This window comes from Streptomyces sp. NPDC042336, assembly GCF_055581985.1.
In genome coordinates, this window is record NZ_JBVJEA010000015.1 from 12218 (window position 1) to 33299 (window position 21082).

Consider the following 21082-nt stretch of genomic DNA (forward strand, 5'->3'; position numbering starts at 1 on the left):
GAGTTGTGCTCGTGATCGTCATCACCACCCCGACCGGCGGAATCGGCCGACAGGTCCTCGACGACGTCCTGGACGCCCTCGACGCCAGGGACGACGGGACCGCCGTGCGCGTCATCGCCCGCGATCCCGGCCGCCTCACCGCCCGCGCCCGCGAGCGGACCGAGGTGTTCCAGGGCTCGCACGCCGACGCCGAGGTCCTGGGCGCGGCCTGCGAGGATGCCGACCGGGTGTTCTGGCTGGTGCCGCCCGCGCCCGGCGCCGACAGCGTCGAGGGCCACTTCCGCGACTTCACGCTGCCGCTGTGCGAGGTGATCGCGCGGCAGGGCGTGGAACGGGTCGTCGCCGTCTCCAGCCTGGGGCGCGGCGTGGCGAAGGACGCCGGACCGATCTCCGCCTCGCTCGCCATGGACGACCGGATCGCGGCGACCGGTGTGCACTACCGGGCGCTGTGCCCGCCCTTCCTGATGGAGAACCTGCTCGGGCAGGCGGCCGTCCTGCGGGACACGGGCGAGTTCCGCATGGCCTGCGCCGCCGACCGGGTCCTGCGGACCTGCGCCACCGCCGACATCACCGCCACGGCCGCCCGGCTGCTGCTCGACGCCTCCTGGACCGGCCGCGCCGACGTCCCGCTCGTCGGCCCCGACGACCTCACCCCTGAGGGCATGGCCGAGGTGCTGTCCGACGTACTGGGCCGGCCGGTACGGGTACGGGAGACCACGCCCGAGGAGTACCGGGCGTCGGCCCTCCGCTTCGGGGCGAGCGAGGCCGGGGCCCAGGGCCTGGCCGACATGGCCTCGGCGATGGACGCCCAGGGCTTCTACGGCGCCGCCGAGCCGACCACCCCGGACACCGCGCCCACGAGCTTCCGCCGCTGGTGCGAGGAGGTGCTCAGGCCGGCCGTGCTCGCGTGAGGGGAACCGAGCCCGGGGCCCGGGGCCGTCACCGCTCCAGCAGCATCCGCTGCAGCTCCCGCGCCGCCCGCGGCGGAGCCACGTCGCTGCGGTGGGCCAGGGCGATGGTCCGGTGCAGGCCGGGCCGGGCCAGCGGGGTCACCCGCAGTCCGCGTCCGGAGCGGGCGGCCACCATCCGCGGGACGACCGCCATGCCGAGCCCGGCCCGCACGAAGCCCAGCACCGCGTCCATCTCCCCGCCCTCCACGGCGAAGTCCGGTTCGAACCCGGCCGAGCGGCACGCGGCCACGGTCAGCTCCCGCAGGTCGTAGCCGTGCCGGAACATCACCAGACGCTCGCCCTCCAGGTCGGTGATGCGCACGGCACGGCGCCCGCCGCCCGGCCGGGGCGACTCCGGGGACGACACCACCACCAGGTCCTCCCGCAGCAGCTCCACCGTGGTCAGCGCCGGCGAGGCGGTGGGCAGCGGCAGCACCACCAGGGCCAGGTCCAGCGCGCCGCGCGCCAGCTCCCGCACCAGGTCGTGCGAGCCGCCCTCCTCGATGAGCAGCTGGATGCCGGGATAGCGGTCGTGGAAGGCGCGCAGCACGTCCGGGAGCAGGCCGGTGCACAGGCTCGGGGTGGCGCCCAGCCTGACCCGGCCCCGGCGCAGCTGCGCCAGCTCCAGCACCTCGTGCCGGGCGGTGTCCGCGTCCGCCAGGATGCGCCGGGCCAGCGGCAGCAGCGCCTCCCCGGCGTCGGTGAGCGTGATGTTCCCGCGCGCCCGCAGGAACAGGTCGGCGCCCAGCTCCCGCTCCAGCGCCTTGATCTGCTGCGACAGCGAGGGCTGCGCCACATGGACCACCTCGGCGGCCCGGGTGAAGTGCCGGGTCTCGGCGACTGCCACGAAGTACTGGAGCTGTTGCAACTGCATACGGCGAGCATACGGCCTTGATAGGCAAACCCTATGGAAACCAGGTGTTCCATGTCTTGGACCGATGGGGTGCCGGGCCCGTAACGTCCTGTGACATGGCTCTGGCAACGCGGACGGACCGACGGCCGTCCATGGCGCGCACCGTGTGGGACTCGACCGTCGGCAAGAAGACAGTGATGGCGGTCAGCGGTCTCGTCATGCTGCTCTACCTGGTCGCCCACATGATCGGGAACCTGAAGATCTACTTCGGGGTCGAGGAGTTCAACCACTACGCCCACTGGCTGCGCACGGTCGGCGAGCCGTTCATGCACTACGAGTGGACGCTCTGGCTGATCCGCGTCGTGCTGGTCGTCGCCGTCGTCGCCCACGCCACGTCCGCGTACCAGCTCAGCCGGCGCGACATCAAGGCGCGGCCCAGCAAGTACGTGCACAAGAAGCCCCGTTCCAGCTACGCGACGCGCACCATGCGCTGGGGCGGGGTCATCCTCGGCCTGTTCATCGTCTGGCACATCCTCGACCTGACCACCGGCACCGTGCACACCGGCGGCTTCGAGAGCGGCAAGCCCTACCAGAACGTCGTGGACACCTTCTCCACCTGGTACGGCAACGTCATCTACATCGTCGCGATGCTCGCCCTCGGCCTGCACATCCGGCACGGCTTCTGGAGCGCCGCCCAGACCCTCGGCGCGGGCAGCCGTACCCGCGACCGCGCCCTGAAGACGACCGCGAACGTCCTCGCGCTGCTGCTCACGATCGGCTTCGTCGCCGTACCCGTGGGCGTCATGACCGGAGTGGTGAGCTGACATGACAACCTACGCCGACTACACGACCGGCGAGCCGGTCGCCGACACCAAGGCCCCCGCCGGACCGGTCAACGAGCGCTGGGACACGCGCCGTTTCGAGGCGAAGCTGGTCAACCCCGCCAACCGGCGCGGGAAGACCGTCATCGTCGTCGGCACCGGCCTCGCGGGCGGCTCCGCGGGCGCGACACTGGCCGAACAGGGCTACCACGTCGTCCAGTTCTGCTACCAGGACTCGCCGCGCCGCGCCCACTCCATCGCCGCCCAGGGCGGCATCAACGCCGCGAAGAACTACCGCAACGACGGCGACTCGATCCACCGCCTGTTCTACGACACGGTCAAGGGCGGCGACTTCCGTTCCCGCGAGTCCAACGTGCACCGGCTCGCGCAGATCTCCGTCGAGATCATCGACCAGTGCGTGGCGCAGGGCGTCCCCTTCGCCCGCGAGTACGGCGGCCTGCTCGACACCCGCTCCTTCGGCGGCGTCCAGGTCTCCCGCACCTTCTACGCCCGCGGCCAGACGGGCCAGCAACTGCTGCTCGGCGCCTACCAGGCGCTCAGCAGGCAGATCGCGGCCGGGAACATCGAGATGCACGCGCGCACCGAGATGCTCGACCTGATCGTGGTGGACGGCCGGGCCCGCGGGATCGTCGCCCGGGACCTGATCACCGGGAAGATCGACACCTACTTCGCGGACGCCGTCGTCCTGGCCAGCGGTGGCTACGGCAACGTCTTCTACCTCTCCACCAACGCCATGAACTCCAACGCGACCGCGATCTGGCGGGCGCACCGACGTGGCGCCTACTTCGCCAACCCCTGCTTCACGCAGATCCACCCGACCTGCATCCCGCGCACCGGCGACCACCAGTCCAAGCTGACGCTGATGAGCGAGTCGCTGCGCAACGACGGCCGGATCTGGGTGCCCAAGGCCAAGGGCGACGACCGGCCGCCGAACAAGATCCCCGAGGACGAGCGCGACTACTACCTGGAGCGCATCTACCCGTCCTTCGGCAACCTCGTGCCCCGTGACATCGCCTCCCGCGCCGCGAAGAACGTCTGCGACGAGGGCAGGGGAGTGGGCCCCGGCGGGCAGGGCGTCTACCTGGACTTCGCCGACGCCATCGAGCGCATGGGCCGGGGGGCGGTCGAGGCCAAGTACGGCAACCTCTTCGACATGTACCAGCGGATCACCGACGAGGACCCCTACAAGGTCCCGATGCGGATCTACCCCGCCGTGCACTACACGATGGGCGGCCTGTGGGTCGACTACGACCTCCAGACCAGCGTCCCAGGCCTGTTCGCGATCGGCGAGGCCAACTTCTCCGACCACGGCGCCAACCGCCTCGGCGCCTCCGCGCTGATGCAGGGCCTGGCCGACGGCTACTTCGTGCTGCCGGCCACCATCAACGACTACCTCGCCCGCAACCCGCACAAGGACGACGTGGACGACGACCACCCGGTGGTGCAGGAGGTGCTGGCCGAGACCGAGGACCGGCTGAACCTGCTGCTGTCCGTCGACGGCGACCGCACCCCGGACTCCTTCCACCGGGAACTGGGCGAGCTGATGTGGGAGTTCTGCGGCATGGCCCGCACCGACTCCGGCCTGCGCAAGGCCCTGGAGCGCATCCCGCAGATCCGCGAGGAGTTCTGGCGGCGCATCAAGGTCCCGGGCACCGGCGAGGAGTTCAACCAGTCGCTGGAGAAGGCCAACCGCATCGTCGACTACCTGGAACTGGCCGAGCTGATGTGCCTCGACGCGCTGCACCGCTCCGAGTCCTGCGGCGGCCACTTCCGCGAGGAGTCCCAGACCCCGGACGGCGAGGCGGCCCGCAAGGACGACGAGTTCGCGTACGCCGCCGCCTGGGAGTTCACCGGCACCGGCGAGGCCCCCACCCTGCACAAGGAAGACCTGGTCTTCGAGTACGTCCACCCCACCCAGCGGAGCTACGCATGAAGCTCACCCTGCGCGTCTGGCGCCAGAAGAACGCCGACGCCGAAGGCGCCATGTCCACGTACGAGGTGGACGGGATCTCGCAGGACATGTCGTTCCTGGAGATGCTCGACACCCTCAACGAGGAACTCATCCTCAAGGGCGAGGACCCGGTCGCCTTCGACCACGACTGCCGCGAGGGCATCTGCGGCGCCTGCTCGCTGGTCATCAACGGCGACGCCCACGGCCCCGAGCGCACCACCACCTGCCAGCTGCACATGCGGTCCTTCAAGGACGGCGACACCATCGACATCGAGCCGTGGCGGGCGTCCGCCTTCCCGGTCGTCAAGGACCTGGTCGTCGACCGCTCGGCCTTCGACCGGATCATCCAGGCCGGCGGCTACATCACCGCCCCCACCGGTGCCGCGCCGGAGGCGCACGCCACGCCGGTGCCCAAGCCGGACGCCGACCTCGCCTTCGAGCACGCGGAGTGCATCGGCTGCGGCGCGTGCGTGGCGGCCTGCCCGAACGGGGCGGCGATGCTGTTCACCTCCGCGAAGGTGAACCACCTCAACGTCCTGCCGCAGGGCGCGCCCGAGCGCGAGACACGAGTGCTCGACATGGTGGGGCAGATGGACGCGGAGGGCTTCGGCGGGTGCACGCTCACCGGTGAGTGCGCGACCGCCTGCCCGAAGGGCATCCCGCTGGTGTCCATCACCAGCATGAACAAGGAGTGGCTGCGGGCCACGCGCAAGGTGGCGAAGAAGTAGCCCCACCGACGTTCGCCGAAAGGTGCGGACGGACGGGGCCGGGAGAGGTGCTCCTCCCGGCCCCGTCTCGCTTTGCGCGCACCCGGCATCCGGGAAGTGCGACCGGGCTCCCGGCATTCAGGAAGCGCACATCCGCGCTCCCGGCACTCGTCATGCGCAGTACAGCCGGTGTCGGAAGAACTGGGTCGAGCCGTCCCGCGACCGCGTTCTCACGACCAGGAGAGCACCCATGACCGGCGTACTGACCGCTGACCGTCCCCCGAAACCCGCCGCTCCCCGCCGCTACACCGTCGCCCTCGCCCGCGACGAGGACGACGTGCGGGCCGCCCAGCGGCTGCGGCACGACGTGTTCGCCGGGGAGATGGGCGCGCTGCTGGCGAGCCCGCAACCCGGCCACGACGTCGACGCCTTCGACGCGTACTGCGACCACCTGCTGGTGCGCGAGGAGACGACCGGGCAGGTCGTCGGGACCTACCGGCTGCTGCCGCCGGAGCGCGCGGCGGTCGCCGGACGGCTGTACGCGGAGGGCGAGTTCGACCTCTCCGCGCTGGACGCGATCCGGCCCTCCCTGGTCGAGGTCGGCCGGTCCTGTGTGCACCCCGACCACCGCGACGGCGCGGTCATCGGACTCGTCTGGGCCGGCATAGCCCGCTACATGACCGACCGCGGCCACGCCTGGCTGGCGGGCTGCTGTTCACTCCCGCTCGCCGACGGCGGGGCCCTCGCCGCCGGTGCCTGGGACCGGGTACGGACCAAGCACCTGGCGCCCGAGGAGTACCGGGTGCGGCCGCTGCTGCCGTGGGTCCCGCGCCCGGCGGCGCCCACCGCCCGCGCCGAGCTGCCGGCGCTACTGCGCGGCTACCTCCGGCTCGGCGCCTGGGTCTGCGGGGAGCCCGCGCACGACGTGGACTTCGGCGTCGCGGACCTGTACGTGCTGCTGCCGATGAACCGGGTCGACCCGCGCTACCTGCGGCACTTCCTCTCGCTGGCCCCGGCCTGATGAGCGGCTGGCTCCCCTTCGCGCCCTGCACCCCCGCCGTGTGCGTGGAGCCGACCGCGGCCGTGGCGGCCGTACCGCGGGCCGTGCTGCGGCTCACCGCGGTCGCGGTGCTGCTCCTCGCCGGGATCGCCGTCGTGCTGGCGCCCTTTGGCCTCAGGCGCAGGCTGCCCGCGGCCCTGGTGCGGCGCTGGTGCCGGGGGGTGGTGCGGGCCGCGGGGATCCGGGTCCGCGTCACGGGGGCCGCCGTCCCCGGGGGCGGGCTGCTCCTGGTCGCCAACCACGTCTCCTGGCTCGACATCCCGCTGCTGGCCGCCGTACGTCCCGCGAGGATGCTGGCCAAGAGCGAGATACGGTGCTGGCCGGTGGCGGGCGGGCCGACGGCGCGCGCCGGGGCGCTGTTCATCGAACGGGACCGGCCGCGGGCCCTGCCGGGCACGGTCGAGGCGATCGCGCGGGCCCTGCGCGCGGGCGCCGCGGTGGCCGCCTTCCCCGAGGGCAGCACGTGGTGCGGACGGGCCCACGGCCCCTTCCGCCGGGCGGTGTTCCAGGCCGCCCTGGACGCCGGGGTGCCGGTCCTGCCGGTCCTGATCCGCTACCGGGCCGGGGAGCGGGCGGTGAGCACGACGCCCGCGTTCGTCGGCCCGGACACGCTGCTCGCCTCCCTGTGGCGGGTGGCCTCGGCCCGCGGCCTGACCGCCGAGGTGGAGGTGCGACCGGTCGTACCGCCAGGTCGTCACCGTGACCGCCGTTCCCTGGCCCGGGCCGTCGAGGACGAGGTCCACGGTGACCCCGGGAAAGCACCTTCGAAAAGTATGTGTTCTTTGTGAGGTTTGTGCCGTTTCCTTACCGCTGGATGCGGACAACCGGAAGGCAGGCACTCGAAAGGAGGGTGATGGCAGATGATCACCCGTGAAGAGATCGCCAACGTCCTGGACCAACCGGTCTACGACGGGGACGGCAACAAGATCGGCGACGCGAAGCATGTCTTCTTCGACGACATGACCGGGCGCCCCGAGTGGGTGAGCGTCAAGACGGGTATGTTCGGCTCCGCCGAGTCCTTCGTACCCATCCGCGACGCCGCGCTGGTGCAGGACCACCTCGAGGTTCCCTACGGCAAGGACCAGGTCAAGGGCGCGCCCTCGGTCGACGTCGACGCGGGCGGCCATCTGTCGGAGACCGAGGAGCACCGGCTCTACGACTACTACGGCATCAACTGGGACAGCGTGCTGTCCGAGGCCGAGCGCACCGACGACGGCCGCTTCGCCGCGGGACCGGGCCCGACGGGCGCGGCCGGAGCCGCCGGAGCCGCGGGTGCGGCGGGCCTGGCCGGCCGGACCGGCGAGAAGGACGTACGCGGTACGGCCGGTACCGGCGGCACGGCCGGGACCGCGGGCGGCATGACCGGCCGCAAGGACGCCATGGAGCGCGAGGGCATGCGCGGCGACGAGGCCATGACCCGCTCCGAGGAGCAGATGCACGTCGGCGTCGAACGGCACGAGTCGGGCCGGGCCAGGCTGCGCAAGTACGTGGTCACCGAAGAGGTCCAGCAGACCGTTCCGGTGACCCACGAGGAAGTGCGCGTGGTGCGCGAGCCCATCACGGACGCCAACCGTGACGAGGCCCTGGCCGGGCCTGAGATCAGCGAGGCCGAGCACGAGGTCACGCTGCACGCGGAACGCCCCGTCGTGGAGACGGAGACGGTGCCGGTGGAGCGCGTCCGGATGACCACGGAGGAGCTCACGGAGAACGAGACGGTGCGCGGCCAGGTCCGCAAGGAGCGCATCGAGGCCGAGACCGAGTCCTTCACGGAGGACGAGACCGGTCGGAGCGGCAAGCGGCGGGGCCGCGAGTGACCGTCCCCCGTCCTCAGCGCGGGACCGTGCGCCGGTGAACGGAGTTCACCGGCGCTTCCCGGCGTCCAGGGCACGGGCCAGATAGGGCGCGGTGGCGCTTCCTTCGACGGCCGCCACCTCGACGGGTGTTCCGGCGGCCACGATCCGGCCGCCCGCGTCGCCGCCGCCGGGCCCCAGGTCGATCACGTGGTCGGCGCCCGCGACCACACTCATGTCGTGCTCGACCACGACCACCGTGTGCCCGGCGTCGACCAGGCCGTGCAACTGCCGCATCAGCACCTGGACGTCGGCCGGGTGCAGACCCGTCGTCGGCTCGTCGAGCAGGTACAGGGTGTGGCCCCGGCGCCCGCGCTGCAACTCGCTCGCCAGCTTGATGCGCTGGGCTTCCCCGCCGGACAGCTCGGTCGCGGGCTGGCCCAGCCGCAGATACCCCAGCCCGACGTCCAGCAGCGCGGCCAGAGCGCGGGCCGCCGCCGGTGAGTCCGCGAAGAACTCCGCCGCGCCCTCCACCGTCAGGTCCAGCACCTCGGCGATGTTCCGCCCGCGGTACGCCACTTCGAGCGTCTCGGGGTTGTAGCGCGCCCCGCCGCAGTCCGGGCACGGCGCGTACGTGCTCGGCAGGAACAGCAGCTCGACGCTGACGAATCCCTCGCCCTGGCAGGTCTCGCAGCGCCCGCCCGGCACGTTGAAGGAGAACCGGCCCACGCCGTAACCGCGCTCGCGCGCCTGGCCGGTGGCCGCGAAGACCTTCCGTACCACGTCGAACAGGCCCGTGTACGTGGCCAGATTGGAGCGCGGGGTGCGGCCGATCGGCCGCTGGTCCACGGAGACCAGCCGGTCCACCCCCGCCAGGTCCTCGGTGATCTCGCCGACCAGGGTCGACTTCCCCGAGCCGGACACGCCCGTCACCGCCGTGAGCACCCCGAGCGGGAACCGCGCGGTCACCCCGCGCAGGTTGTGCCGGGTCACCGGACCGACCGTCACCGAGCCGCGCGGGGCGCGTACCTCGCGGCCCGGCGCGGGGGAGCGGTCGAAGAGGTGACGGGCGGTGGCGGACTCCGCGACGCGGGCCAGCCCCTCGACCGGACCGCTGTACAGCACCCGCCCGCCGTGCTCCCCGGCCCGCGGACCGACGTCCACGATCCAGTCGGCGCCGCGCATCACGCCCAGGTGGTGCTCCACCACGAACACCGAGTTGCCCGCCGCCTTCAGCCGCTCCAGCACCGTCAGGAGCGCCTCCGTGTCCGCCGGGTGCAGACCCGCCGAGGGCTCGTCGAGGACGTACACGACGCCGAACAGCCCGGAGCGCAGCTGGGTCGCGAGCCGCAGCCGCTGCAACTCGCCCGCCGACAGGGTGGGGGTGGGCCGGTCGAGGCTCAGATAGCCGAGCCCCAGCTCGACGACGGGCGCGATCCGGGAGGTGAGGTCCTCGGTCAGGACCTTGGCCGTCTCGCCCTCGGTCGGCAGCAGCCCGGCCAGCTCGGTGAGCGGCAGCGCCGCCAGCTCGGCGACGGTGCGGCCGCCCACGGTCACCGCGAGCGCCTCGGCCCGCAGCCTGCCGCCGCCGCACACCGGACACGGCGCGCTGGTGAGGAATCGCTCCGCCTTCGCCCGCAGGGTGGCGCTCTTCGAGTCCGCGAACGTCTTCATCACATAGCGCCGAGCGCTCATGTACGTGCCCTGGTACGGCCGCTGGATGCGGCCCGCTTCCCGCACCGGGTGCACCGTGACCACCGGCTGTTCGTCGGTGAACAGGATCCACTCCCGCGCTTCGGCGGGCAGCTCGCGCCAGGGCCGGTCCACGTCGTATCCGAGCGCGTCGAGGACGTCCCGCAGGTTCTTGCCCTGCCAGGCCCCCGGCCACGCGGCGATCGCACCGTCCCGGATCGACAGCGAGGGATCCGGGACCAGCAGTTCCTCGGTGGTGCGGTGCACCCGGCCGAGCCCGTGGCACCGAGGGCAGGCCCCGGCCGCGGTGTTCGGCGAGAAGGCGTCGGAGTCCAGCCGCTCGGCGCCCGGCGGGTAGTCGCCGGCGCGGGAGAAGAGCATCCGCAGGGAGTTGGAGAGGTTGGTGACCGTGCCCACCGAGGAGCGGGACGTCGGGGTCGCCCGCCGCTGCTGGAGCGACACGGCGGGCGGCAGCCCGGTGATCTCACCCACCTTGGGGGCGCCGACCTGGTGGATCAGCCGGCGGGCGTACGGCGCGACCGATTCGAAGTAGCGCCGCTGCGCCTCCGCGTAGACCGTCCCGAAGGCCAGCGACGACTTGCCCGATCCCGAGACCCCGGTGAACACCGCCACCACGTCCCGGGGGACGTCCACGTCCACGCCCTTGAGGTTGTGTTCGCGGGCGTCGCGCACCCGGACGTACGGGTCGTGGGGGCTGTGCATCGCGGAGGGCTCCGTACGGTGGGCGGGACAAACCCCGCGATTCTACGCCGGGGCGCCGAGCGGTCCCGTACCGGTGACACGGGCGAGCCGCCGGTAGGAGTCGAGCAGCGCCGCGCGGTCGTACGTGCTGGTGGTGACCAGGACCTCCTGCGCGCCCGTCTCCTTCACCAGCCGCTCCAGCTCGTCGGCGACCTGCTCCTCGGTGCCGGCGACGTGGCCCGCGAGACCCGCCTCGTACAGGTCGCGTTCCTTGCCGGTCATCGTCCGGGCCTCGACCTCCTCGGCCGGCGGCAGCGGCGGGAAGGAGCCGCGCGTGCGGGCGTGGGCCATGGACCACGCCTCCGGGACCAGGAGCCGCCGGGCCGCCGCGGGGGTGGCGGCCACCGCGACGGACCCGGAGACGACGACGTACGGCTCCCGGCTCCACTCGGAGGGACGGAACCCGGCGCGGTAGCGGTCGATGCCGCGGCGCATCCGGTCCCGGTCGCGCAGGTCCCCGATGACCATCGGCAGGCCGGCCCGGGCGGCGACCGCCGCACCCTCGCCCATGGCCAGCACGAACGGGGGTACGGTCAGCCCCTCCGCGGGGCGCGCGTGCACGCCCGTGGGCGAGGTGCCCCGGAACCAGCCGAGCAGCTCGGCCAGTTGCGCGTCGAAGTCCTCGGCGTCGTCCTTGTCCCGGCCCAGCGCCCTGCGGACGCCGTCGGTGAAGCCCACCGAGCGGCCGAGGCCCATGTCGACCCGGCCGGGGAAGAGCGACTCCAGCACGCCGAACTGCTCGGCGACGACCAGCGGCCGGTGGTTGGGCAGCATCACACCCCCGGTGCCGACCCGGATGCGGCTCGTGGCCCCGGCCAGGGCGGCGGCGAGCACGGTGGGTGCCGATCCGGCCACCCCGGGCACGCCGTGGTGCTCCGCCACCCAGAACCGGTGGTAGCCGAGCCGCTCGGCCTCCCGGGCCAGCTCCACGGTGTCGCGCAGCGCCTCCCCGGCACTGCGGCCCGCCCGGATGCGGGAACGGTCGAGGACGGAGAAGCGGGTGGTGGCGAGTACGGAGGTCACATGGTGTTCAACGCCCGCACGCCGCACAGATTCCCGAAGCCGCACGCGGCACGGGCTCCGGGCGCCCGTTCCGGGCCGCGCGCTCTAGGGTGGCCGGGTGAGCGACAGCAGCAGGCCCCCGGTGGCCGTGTTCGACCTGGACAACACCCTCGCCGGCACCGCGCACCGGCAGCGGTTCCTGGAGCGCCGGCCCCGCGACTGGGACGCCTTCTTCGCCGCCGCGCCGCACGATCCGCCGCTCGCCGAGGGCGTCGCGCTGGTACGGGAGAGCGCGAAGGAGTGCGAGATCGTCTACCTGACCGGACGGCCCGAGCGCTGCCGGCGCGACACGCTCGACTGGCTGGCCGCGCACGGCCTGCCGGACGGGGCCGTGCACATGCGGGGCGACGCCGACCGCAGGCCCGCCCGGCGCACCAAGCTGGAGGTCCTGCGGCGGCTCGCGCGGACCCGCGAGGTCCGGGTCCTGGTGGACGACGACGAGTTGGTCTGCGACGACGCCGAACGGGCCGGTTTCCCCGTGCTCAGGGCACGCTGGGCGGCCCGGTCGGCCGAGCTGCGCGTGGCGCAGGAGCGCGAGGGCCGCACCTGAGGGACGTGGCCGCCCGAGGGCGCTGCGGGGGCGTCAGTCCGACTCCTCCAGGCGGAAGCCGAGCTTGAGACCGACCTGCCAGTGCGCGACCTGTCCGTCCTCGATCTGGCCGCGCACCTGCGTCACCTCGAACCAGTCCAGCTTGCGCAGGGTCTGCGAGGCGCGCGTGACGGCGTTGCGGACGGCCTGGTCGACGCCGTCGGGCGAGGTGCCGACGACCTCGGTGACCCGGTAGGTGTGGTTCGACATGCGGGTGCTCCCTTCCGCGGGGACAGCGGTGTGCCCTGCGTCACTCCACCGTGCCCCAAGTCGGGACGGAGCGCGAGGCATCGGGCTCGTGGGTGGCAACCGTCCGGTACCTCCCCTTGACCTTTGTATTGGTCCATACCAAAATCCCAGACACCCGTTCGAGCCTCGGGCTCGTCCCCCACGTCGGGCTTCCCTTCGCATGTGCAGGACCCACCTGCCCGCGCCCTGTGTTCGTCAGTCAGAAGGACCCCTCGTGAGACGTCGCCTCCTCGCCCTTGTCTGTGTCTCCGCCTCCGTGCTCAGCGGCTGCGGCCTGATCTCGCAGGACGGCGGGAGCGACCGGCGCACCGTCACCGTGTGGCTGATGAAGGACAGCGCCTCGCAGGACTTCCTGAAGCGGTTCACCGAGGGCTTCGAGGCCGACCACCCCGACCTCGACCTGGACATCCGCATCCAGGAGTGGACCGGGATCGGCGACAAGGTGCAGGCCGCGCTGAAGGCCGACGGCACGGACGGCCCCGACGTCGTCGAGGTCGGCAACACCCAGGTCCCGCAGTACGCGGAGGGCGGCCGGCTGCAGAACCTGACCCTGGAGTCGATGCGCGACTGGGGCATCCGGGACTGGCTGCCGGGTCTCGCCGAACCGGGGCAGTGGATGTCCCAGCAGTTCGGCATCCCCTGGTACGCCGCCAACCGCGTCGTCATCTACCGCAAGGACCTCTTCGAGCAGGCCGGCGTCAACGAGCCGCCCCGCACCCGCGAGGAGTGGATCACCGCCACCGAGAAGCTCGACAGGGACGGCGACCAGGGCATCTACCTGGCCGGCCAGGACTGGTACACGCTCGCCGGCTTCATCTGGGACGAGGGCGGCGAACTGGCCACCCAGGACGGCGAGGGCGGTACCTGGACGGGCGCCCTGGACTCCGAGGAGGCCCTGCGCGGCATGGACTTCTACCGCGAACTACAGGCCCTGGGCGACGGCCCGGTCGACGCCGACGAGGAACACCCGCCGCAGTCCGGGGTCTTCGCGAAGGGCCGGGTCGCCCAGATCGTCGCGGTGCCGGGCCAGGCCCAGTCGATCCTGCGCGAGAACCCCGGCCTCAAGGGAAAGATCGGCTTCTTCCCCGTGCCCGGCAAGAACGCCGCCGAGCCCGGCGCCGTCTTCACCGGCGGCTCCGACCTCGTCGTGCCGAAGAACACCGACCAGGAGGAGGGCGCCCTCGCCGTGATCGAGGCGCTCGCGGGCACCAAGTGGAACACCGACCTGGCCCGCACCATGAACTACGTCCCGAACAAGAAGTCGCTCGCCAAGGAAGTCTCCGGCGAGGAGGGGATCGAGGCCATGGCGGCCGGTGCCGCACAGGGCCGGGCGACCCCCGGTACGCCTCAGTGGGGCGCGGTCGAGGCGGACAACCCGATCAAGGAGTACATGACGAAGGTGCTCACCGGGTCGGATGCGAAGTCGGAGGCCCGCAAGGCCTCCGACCGCGTCACCGAGCTGCTGGACGCCAACGCGCGCTGAGCGGGCCGGGCCGGGCCGGGCCGAAACCACCCGGCCCGCCCGCCCGGTACGACCCGCTCAGCGCGCCACGCTCAGCGCGCCACGCTCAACGACAGGGCGAACCGGCCCCCGCCGTCCGTCCACCAGTGGGCCAGATCGAGCCCGGCCGCCGCCAGCTCGGCCCGCACCCCCTCCCGCCGGAACTTCGCGGACACCTCGGTACGCAACTCCTCCCCGTCCGCGAAGTCCACGGCCAGGTCGAGCGCCTGGACCTTGACGGTCTGCGCGGTGCGCGAGCGCAGCCGCATCTCGATCCACTCCCGTTCGGCGTTCCAGAGCGCCACGTGCTCGAAGGCCGCGGGCGCGAAGTCGGCCGCCAGTTCACGGTTCACCACCGACAGCACGTTCTTGTTGAACTCGGCCGTCACCCCGGCCGCGTCGTCGTACGCGCGGACCAGCACCCCCTCGTCCTTGACCAGATCCGTGCCCAGCAACAGGCTGTCGCCGGGGGAGAGCAGGGCGCGGACGGAGGCCAGGAACGCGGCGCGCTCCTCGGGCAGCAGGTTGCCGATGGTGCCGCCCAGGAACGCCACCAGCCGGGGTCCGGGCGTGTCGGGCAGCGTCAGGCCGGCCGTGAAGTCGGCGATCAGCGCGTGCACCTGGAGACCGGGACGCTCGGCGACCAGCGCCTGCCCGGCCTGGGTGAGGGCGCTCTCGCTCACGTCGACCGGCACATAGCCGCGCAGCCCGGTCCGCTCGGTGAGCGCGTCGAGCAGCACGCGCGTCTTCTCCGAGGAGCCGGAGCCCAGCTCCACCAGGGTGTGCGCGCCGGTCGCCGTCGCGATCTCCCCGGCCCGGTCGACGAGGATCTCCCGTTCGGCCCGGGTCGGGTAGTACTCCGGCAGTGCGGTGATCGCCTCGAACAGCTCGCTGCCCCGTGCGTCGTAGAACCACTTCGGCGGCAGCCACTTGGGCGTGCTCGTCAGGCCCGCCAGGACGTCGGCGCGCAGGGCGGCGTCCGTGGCGTCCTCGGGCAGCGTCCGGGTCAGACGGAACTGGCTCACGTGCGGGGCTCCTTCACAGAGGCGAAAGCGTCTGCCGGGGCGGTTTCGCCCGGGACCTTGAGCGGGGTGATCCGCACGTCCGTGCCGCTCGCCACGAGCAGGGTGCGGTCGGGGACCTCCCGCCAGTGCGGGTCGTCGTCGTAGGGCTCCGAGGCGACGACCGTGCCGCCGCCCGGACGGGACAGGTACCAGAGGGTGTCGCCCCAGGTGGTGGAGGTGACGGTGGACCCGTTCGTGAGGAGCAGGTTGAGCCGGGAGGCGGGGGCCGCCGCGGCGACCTCCGGCACCGTCTCGGCCAGCGCCCTGCCCTCGTCGTCCCCCGCCCGCAGCCGGGCCAGGACCAGCGCCCACACGAGCGCCGAGTCGTTGCGCGCCTCCAGCGACAGCAGCTCGCCGGGCGGCAGCGTCGCCGCCACCGGGGCCAGCGAGTCCGGCCACCCCGCCACGGCGCCGTTGTGACTGAACAGCCAGGTCCCCGCGGCGAACGGTGCCGCGGCCGCCTCCGCGTCGGCGCCGGCCAGCGTCGCGTCCCGTACGGCGCCCAGCAGTGCGCCGGTGCGTACGACCCGGGCCAGGTCGGCGAAGGACTGGTCCGCCCAGATCGGTCCCGCCCGCCGGTACCGGGCGGGCACCGGGTCCCCCTCGGCGTACCAGCCGACGCCGAACCCGTCGGCGTTGACCGTGCCGTACCGCTGGTGCCGCGGCGCCCACGACTGGCGGTACAGGCCGTGCGGCGGCGCCACGAGAAGCTCGCCGAGCGGCTGTGCGGGACCCGTGTAGGCCAGGTGACGGCACATCAGACCGCCTCCGCCGACCGGGCCGTGCGGAACCCGGAGAAGATCTGCCGCCGGATCGGATAGTCCCAGTTGCGGAACGTGCCCCGGCAGGCCACCGCGTCCACCGCGAAGGAACCGCCGCGCAGCACCTTGTACTCGGGGCCGAAGAACACCTCCGAGTACTCCCGGTACGGGAACGCCCGGAACCCCGGGTACGGCGCGAAGTCGCTCGACGTCCACTCCCAGACGTCGCCGATCAACTGCCGTACGCCGAGCGGCGACTCACCGGCCGGGTAGCTGCCCGCGGGCGCCGGGCGCAGGTGCCGCTGCCCGAGGTTGGCGTGCTCCGGTCCCGGGTCGGCGTCGCCCCAGGGGTAGCGCATGGCGCGGTCGCCGGCCGGGTCGTACCGCGCGGCCTTCTCCCACTCGGCCTCGGTCGGCAGCCGGCGCCCGGCCCAGCGGGCGTAGGCGTCGGCCTCGTACCAGCACACGTGGAGCACCGGCTCGTCGTCCGGTACCGCCTCGGTCACCCCGAAGCGGCGCCGCAGCCACTGTCCGCCGTCGCGGCTCCAGAACAGCGGGGCGGCGATGGTGTGCCGGCGGATGTGATCCCAGCCCTCGGGGGTCCACCAGCGCGGGTCGTCGTAGCCTCCGTCGTCGATGAACGCCCGGTAGGCGCCGTTGGTCACCGGGACGGTGTCGATGTAGTACGGGGCCACCTCGCGCCGGTGCGCGGGCCGTTCGTTGTCCAGGGCCCACGGCTCGGTCGAGGTGCCCATGGTGAACGGGCCGCCCGGCACCAGGACTTCCGCCGGCCCGGTGAACAGCGCTACCGGGTCCGGGTCGGGCGCGGTCAGCGCCTGCGGGCCCCGACGCAGCTGGTGCGTGATCAGCATGGTCTCGTCGTGCTGCTGCTCGTGCTGGGCGATCATCCCGAAGGCGAAGCCCGCCTCCGTCAGGCGCGTGCCGTCGAACGCGGTGGCCTCCAGCACGTCCAGGGCCCGTCCGCGCACGTCCGCCGCGTACCGGCGGGCCTCGGCGGGCGACAGCAGCGGCAGGCTCGGCCGCTCGGAGCGGGGATGCTCGAAGGCGTCGTACAGGCTGTCGATCTCCGGGCGTATCGCCTCCTGCCCGGCGACCGCGCGCAGCAGCCACTGCTCCTCCTGGTTGCCGATGTGCGCCAGGTCCCATACCAGCGGGGACATCAGCGGCGACACCTGGGCGGTCAGGTCGGGGCCCTCCACGCAGCTGGTCAGCAGCGTGGTGCGCGCGCGGGCGGTGACCAGCGTGGTCAGGGCCCGCTCCCGCAGCTTCTCGGCGTCCACGGCCGCCCCTTCACCGGAGGTGACGGCGGCCGTGGTGTCGGTGGTGTCGACGGGGTCGGTCATGAGCGGGTCTCCCTCCCGTGCGGGCCACGGTCCGCGCCGCCCGGCATGTCCAGCAGATCGTCGGCGGGGCAGCGGCCCCTGAGCACATAGCGCTCCCGGTACCCGGCGACGGCGTCCGTCACCTCGGTGCTCGCGCCGAGCCGGGGCAGCGCGGCGAGCGCCGCCGTGAAGCAGGTGACGGCCGCCTCGCGCAGCTCCGGATCGGTCAGCGCGTCCCGGGCCGCGTCCTCGTACAGCGGGTTGTGCGGCGCGGGCCGGCCGAGCGTGCGCTCGGCCAGCGGCTTGACGGCCCGGTAGGCGGTCTCGGTCGCCTCCGGGTCGTCGAACAGCGCGGCGGTCACCGCCAGCGGCACGATCCAGCCGTCGTCCCCGGGCTGCGCGTCGATCATGCGCAGCTCCAGGTGGCCGCGCGGCCTGACCGGCGGGAAGAGCGTGGTGAGGTGGTAGTCGACGTCCTCCCGGGTCGGCGGCCGGGGCGCCGGTTCGCGGGTCCACTCCCGCAGGGTCAGGCCCTGAGGCACGTCCCAGGGGCCGGCGTCGCGGCGTACGCACATCACCGGGGCGTCCAGCACGTGCCGGGTCCAGGTGCCGCGCGGGTCGCTGTCCAGCGGGGGACCGCCGGCCCGGCCGGCGCCGATCTGCGTCCAGCGCAGCTGCCGGGTGGACCGCCAGCCGGTGGGCCGGCCGCCGGACAGCGGGGAGTTGGCGAACGCCGCCAGCAGGACGGCGCCCAGGTGGTGGGCCAGCCACCACCGGCGTACGTGTCCCATCGGCCCGGGCTCCTCGTGCCCGGCGTCCACGCACACCTGCACGGAGGCCGAGGAGCACATCATGAAGCGGCCACCGGGGCCGGCGCGGTCGAGGCAGGACTCCATGGCGTCGTAGCGGGGCTGCCGCAGATAGCGGCGCGGCGTCTGCCAGGGCTCGTGGCCGAGGCCGACCAGGGCGAGGCCGTCCTCGCGCAGTACGGCGCGGACGGCGTCGAGGTCGGCGGAGACGGAGCGGACGCACTCCGTCAGCGAGGCGGCGGGGAGCGAACTCAGCTCCAGCTGGCCGCCGGGCTCGACGGTCAGCGCCGACCTCAGGGGCACGGCCCGCAGCGCGGTGTACACCGCACGGAGCCGTTCGGGTGACACGGGGAGCCGCGGCTCGCGCAGCTCGTGGACGAGCCATTCCACCTCGACGCCGAGGAGCCGGGGCGGACCGGTCTTGAAGCAGATGCCGTGGACCAGCGCCTCGACCTCGGCCTCACTGACAGCGGTACGTGGCCGGATACAGCCACCAACCGAATCGGACATGTCGGGATCCTCCTGAGATTCCACCATGCCGCCGGCCCTTCTGCGGTGGGCCGGGCCGGCACACCTGTCCCACCCAAGACCCTCGTGCCGCTCCGCACAAGGATGCATTTCGGGACGTTCCCGCTCGGTAATCTCCGCGATCCGTCCGTTCCCGGGGCCTTTCCCCGTCGTTCGCCGGTCGGGAAACTCCGTTGCACCGCATCCCCAGCATCACCCAGGATCTCCGCATGAGCACGACGGGGGAGACCGCGCCGCGCGCGGTCACGGCGTCCACGGGGGTGGCGCCGTGAGCGCGCGCCTGCGGGGCATCGCACAGCGCACCGAGCAGATCGTCGCGGCCGGCACCTACCGCACGTCCGACGGGCGTGAGGTGTCCCTCGCGGCGGCGATCGGGGCGGCCGGGGACGGTACCCGGATGTACGGTCCGGGGCCCGTCGAGGTGTCCCTTCCCACCCGGGTGGGCACGGTCTTCGAGGTCACGGGCGAGAGCAGCCTGGAGGCCGCCCGGCGGCTCGGCGGCGCCGTCGCCGTGCTCAACTTCGCCTCCGCCCGCAACCCCGGTGGCGGTTACCTCAACGGCGCCCAGGCCCAGGAGGAGGCCCTGTGCCGGGCCTCCGCCCTGTACACCTGCCTGCTGCGGGCGCCCGAGTTCTACGACCACCACCGCGCCCACCGCGACCCGTTCTACACGGACCGCGTCGTCCACTCGCCCGGCGTACCCGTCTTCCGCGACGACCGGGGCCGCCTGCTGGACGAACCGTTCACGGCCGGATTCCTCACCTCCGCCGCGCCCAACGCGGGCGTGGTGCTGCGCACGGCCCCGGAGCGCGCCGCCGACCTGCCCGCCGCCCTCGCCGCACGCGCCGAGCGGGTGCTGGAGACCGCCGTGGCCCACGGGTACCGGCGGCTGGTGCTCGGCGCCTGGGGCTGCGGCGTGTTCCGCAACGACCCCGCCCAGGTGGCGGGCGCGTTCCGGACACTGCTCGGGCCCGGCGGACGGTTCGCCGGTGCCTTCGACCGGGTGGCGTTCGGCATCCTGGACCGCACCCCCGGCGCCACCGTCCGGGCGGCGTTCGAGCGGGCCTTCCCGGAGGGCACGGGCGGCCCCGGTCAGCTCCAGCCGTAGCGCTCCCGCAGCCGCTGCCGCACCAGGTTGAAGCGCATCCGGTCCAGGGCGCACGCCTCGCGGCGCATCCCGGCGTCGTGCAGCCGCAGCACCCGGTCCACGTCGACCCAGGAGTCGCGCCCCGAGCGGTCCCACGGCCCGCTCCCGATGGCGACCCACTCCCGGTCCCCGTCGTGCCGCCTGCTGGAGAGCTGCACCGCCAGCACCGTCCCGGCCGCCTCCCGGGCCACCACGAGCACCGGCCGGTCCTTGCCCCGGCCGTCCGCCTCCTCGTAGGGCACCCACGTCCAGACGATCTCGCCGGGATCGGGGTCGCCGTCGTGCGCGGGGGAGTACTCGGTCCGCACCCGGCCCACCTCCCGCGGGTCGGCCTCGGTGGTGGCAAAGGGGCCGTAACGGCCCGGGACCGTCCCGCCGTTGCTGTCGATGTCGTCGGTGAAGGCGTTCACGGCCCGTACCGTACGGGACGGGTCCGCGTGGACGCGCGGTGACCCTGCACCGGTGGCAGGCTGGCCCCGGCAAGCCAGTACGAGTCAGTAAGCCGGCACGAGTCAGAAGGCGACGTCATGACCGACCAGCTCACCGTGAGCGTCCTGGGCACCGGCATCATGGGTGCCGCGATGGCCCGCAACCTCGCCCGCGCCGGACACGCCGTCCGCGTGTGGAACCGCAGCCGGGACAAGGCCGAGCCGCTGGCCGCCGACGGCGCGCACGTCGCGGGCGGCCCGGACGAGGCCGTACGGGGTGCCGACGTCGTCCTCACGATGCTGTACGACGGTCCGGCCGCCCTCGACGTCATGCGACGGGCCGCGCCCGGGCTGAGCCCCGGCACCGTGTGGGCGCAGTCCACCACCGCGGGCGTCGACGCGGTCGCCGACCTGGCCGCCTTCGCCCACGAGCACGGCCTCGTCTTCTTCGACGCTCCCGTGCTCGGTACCCGGCAGCCCGCCGAGGCCGGTCAGCTGCTCGTGCTGGCGGCCGGTCCCGGCCAGGCGCGGGGCACCGTGGCGCCCGTGTTCGACGCCGTCGGCTCACGCACCGTGTGGACCGGTGAGGACGGCGCGGCCGGCAGCGCGACCCGGCTGAAGCTGGTGGCCAACAGCTGGGTCCTCGCCGTCACCAACGCCGGCGGCGAGACCCTCTCGCTCGCCAAGGCCCTGGGCGTCGACCCGGACGCGTTCTTCGACGCCATCGCCGGCGGGCCGCTCGACATGGGCTACCTGCGCGCCAAGGCCGGTCTGATCCGCGACGGCTCGCTGACCCCCGCCCAGTTCGCCGTCGCCACCGCCGAGAAGGACGCCCGCCTGATCGTCGAGGCCGGCGAGGCGAACGGGGTCCGGCTGGACCTCGCCGCCGCCGGGGTGCAGCGGTTCGCCCGGGCCGCCGCCCAGGGACACGGCGACGAGGACATGGCGGCGGCCTACTTCGCCAGTTTCGAGGAGAAGGCGACCGACTGAGCCC

At 73.3% G+C, this 21082-nt stretch carries 20 protein-coding genes; 11 read left to right on the plus strand and 9 right to left on the minus strand.

Annotated elements, in window-relative coordinates:
* Window positions 1–11: 11 nt before the first annotated feature.
* Entirely contained in the window at window positions 12–911 is a 900-nt protein-coding gene (locus tag ACZ6IM_RS27925) for an NAD(P)H-binding protein (RefSeq protein ID WP_469560075.1), read from the plus strand.
* 28 nt (window positions 912–939) lie between these two features.
* Here ACZ6IM_RS27925 and ACZ6IM_RS27930 read toward each other — a convergent pair whose 3' ends face one another.
* Window positions 940–1824: a LysR family transcriptional regulator gene (locus tag ACZ6IM_RS27930; RefSeq protein ID WP_052842528.1), complete on the minus strand. Its 885-nt coding sequence runs from the start codon at window positions 1822–1824 to the stop codon at window positions 940–942.
* Between the two features lie 131 nt (window positions 1825–1955).
* Between ACZ6IM_RS27930 and ACZ6IM_RS27935 the strand changes: the two genes are divergently transcribed.
* The 6 genes from ACZ6IM_RS27935 (at window position 1956) to ACZ6IM_RS27960 (ending at window position 8177) form a co-directional block, all read left to right on the plus strand.
* The gene (locus ACZ6IM_RS27935; protein ID WP_052842531.1) at window positions 1956–2627 is read left to right on the plus strand and encodes a succinate dehydrogenase; all 672 of its coding nucleotides are present in this window, start codon (window positions 1956–1958) and stop codon (window positions 2625–2627) included.
* A 1-nt stretch (window position 2628) separates the two neighbouring features.
* A complete protein-coding gene (locus ACZ6IM_RS27940) occupies window positions 2629–4578 on the plus strand; it encodes a fumarate reductase/succinate dehydrogenase flavoprotein subunit (protein WP_052842533.1) in 1950 nt (649 codons plus the stop codon).
* Window positions 4575–5324, plus strand: a complete 750-nt coding sequence (locus ACZ6IM_RS27945) for a succinate dehydrogenase/fumarate reductase iron-sulfur subunit (RefSeq protein WP_469560079.1) — start codon at window positions 4575–4577, stop codon at window positions 5322–5324. The genes ACZ6IM_RS27940 and ACZ6IM_RS27945 overlap by 4 nt, the downstream gene beginning before the upstream one ends.
* 229 nt (window positions 5325–5553) lie before the next feature.
* Complete coding sequence (locus ACZ6IM_RS27950; protein WP_469560082.1) at window positions 5554–6324, plus strand: GNAT family N-acetyltransferase; 771 nt, start codon at window positions 5554–5556, stop codon at window positions 6322–6324.
* Window positions 6324–7151 (plus strand): lysophospholipid acyltransferase family protein, encoded by an 828-nt coding sequence (locus ACZ6IM_RS27955; RefSeq protein ID WP_469560085.1) that lies wholly within the window; start codon window positions 6324–6326, stop codon window positions 7149–7151. Before ACZ6IM_RS27950 ends, ACZ6IM_RS27955 begins: the two co-directional genes overlap by 1 nt.
* A 72-nt stretch (window positions 7152–7223) precedes the next feature.
* The gene (locus ACZ6IM_RS27960) at window positions 7224–8177 is read left to right on the plus strand and encodes a DUF2382 domain-containing protein (protein WP_052842539.1); all 954 of its coding nucleotides are present in this window, start codon (window positions 7224–7226) and stop codon (window positions 8175–8177) included.
* Window positions 8178–8222: 45 nt separating this feature from the next.
* Here the strand turns inward: ACZ6IM_RS27960 and ACZ6IM_RS27965 are convergent, their stop codons facing one another.
* Together ACZ6IM_RS27965 and ACZ6IM_RS27970 are read right to left on the minus strand one after the other, a co-directional pair.
* Complete coding sequence (locus tag ACZ6IM_RS27965) at window positions 8223–10568, minus strand: ATP-binding cassette domain-containing protein (RefSeq protein ID WP_469560089.1); 2346 nt, start codon at window positions 10566–10568, stop codon at window positions 8223–8225.
* A 42-nt stretch (window positions 10569–10610) separates the two neighbouring features.
* A complete protein-coding gene (locus ACZ6IM_RS27970; RefSeq protein WP_469560092.1) occupies window positions 10611–11630 on the minus strand; it encodes an LLM class flavin-dependent oxidoreductase in 1020 nt (339 codons plus the stop codon).
* 97 nt (window positions 11631–11727) lie between these two features.
* On the opposite strand from ACZ6IM_RS27970, the gene ACZ6IM_RS27975 reads away from it, so the two are divergent.
* Window positions 11728–12219: a phosphatase domain-containing protein gene (locus ACZ6IM_RS27975; protein WP_052842541.1), complete on the plus strand. Its 492-nt coding sequence runs from the start codon at window positions 11728–11730 to the stop codon at window positions 12217–12219.
* Window positions 12220–12252: 33 nt separating this feature from the next.
* Here ACZ6IM_RS27975 and ACZ6IM_RS27980 read toward each other — a convergent pair whose 3' ends face one another.
* Window positions 12253–12468 (minus strand): dodecin, encoded by a 216-nt coding sequence (locus ACZ6IM_RS27980; protein WP_016325534.1) that lies wholly within the window; start codon window positions 12466–12468, stop codon window positions 12253–12255.
* 253 nt (window positions 12469–12721) lie between these two features.
* Here ACZ6IM_RS27980 and ACZ6IM_RS27985 point away from each other — a divergent pair, with 253 nt between their 5' ends.
* Window positions 12722–13990, plus strand: coding sequence for an extracellular solute-binding protein (locus ACZ6IM_RS27985; protein WP_469560096.1), 1269 nt, complete (start codon window positions 12722–12724; stop codon window positions 13988–13990).
* A gap of 71 nt (window positions 13991–14061) precedes the next feature.
* Here the strand turns inward: ACZ6IM_RS27985 and egtD are convergent, their stop codons facing one another.
* From egtD to egtA, 4 genes are read right to left on the minus strand one after another with little or no spacing between them, the layout of a single operon-like run.
* Window positions 14062–15033, minus strand: a complete 972-nt coding sequence (gene egtD, locus ACZ6IM_RS27990; RefSeq protein ID WP_469560098.1) for an L-histidine N(alpha)-methyltransferase — start codon at window positions 15031–15033, stop codon at window positions 14062–14064.
* On the minus strand, window positions 15030–15830 hold the full coding sequence (egtC, locus tag ACZ6IM_RS27995; RefSeq protein WP_469560101.1) for an ergothioneine biosynthesis protein EgtC: 801 nt from the start codon (window positions 15828–15830) through the stop codon (window positions 15030–15032). The genes egtD and egtC overlap by 4 nt, the downstream gene beginning before the upstream one ends.
* Window positions 15830–17197: an ergothioneine biosynthesis protein EgtB gene (egtB, locus tag ACZ6IM_RS28000; RefSeq protein WP_469560104.1), complete on the minus strand. Its 1368-nt coding sequence runs from the start codon at window positions 17195–17197 to the stop codon at window positions 15830–15832. Before egtB ends, egtC begins: the two co-directional genes overlap by 1 nt.
* The gene (egtA, locus tag ACZ6IM_RS28005) at window positions 17194–18495 is read right to left on the minus strand and encodes an ergothioneine biosynthesis glutamate--cysteine ligase EgtA (protein ID WP_469560107.1); all 1302 of its coding nucleotides are present in this window, start codon (window positions 18493–18495) and stop codon (window positions 17194–17196) included. The genes egtB and egtA overlap by 4 nt, the downstream gene beginning before the upstream one ends.
* A gap of 286 nt (window positions 18496–18781) precedes the next feature.
* Between egtA and ACZ6IM_RS28010 the strand changes: the two genes are divergently transcribed.
* Window positions 18782–19621 (plus strand): TIGR02452 family protein, encoded by an 840-nt coding sequence (locus ACZ6IM_RS28010; protein WP_469560110.1) that lies wholly within the window; start codon window positions 18782–18784, stop codon window positions 19619–19621.
* On the opposite strand, the gene ACZ6IM_RS28015 is transcribed toward ACZ6IM_RS28010, so the two are convergent.
* Window positions 19606–20070: a type II toxin-antitoxin system PemK/MazF family toxin gene (locus ACZ6IM_RS28015; protein ID WP_052842548.1), complete on the minus strand. Its 465-nt coding sequence runs from the start codon at window positions 20068–20070 to the stop codon at window positions 19606–19608. The genes ACZ6IM_RS28010 and ACZ6IM_RS28015 overlap by 16 nt on opposite strands.
* Before the next feature lie 117 nt (window positions 20071–20187).
* Here ACZ6IM_RS28015 and ACZ6IM_RS28020 point away from each other — a divergent pair, with 117 nt between their 5' ends.
* On the plus strand, window positions 20188–21078 hold the full coding sequence (locus tag ACZ6IM_RS28020; protein ID WP_052842549.1) for an NAD(P)-dependent oxidoreductase: 891 nt from the start codon (window positions 20188–20190) through the stop codon (window positions 21076–21078).
* The last annotated feature ends 4 nt before the right edge of the window (window positions 21079–21082 follow it).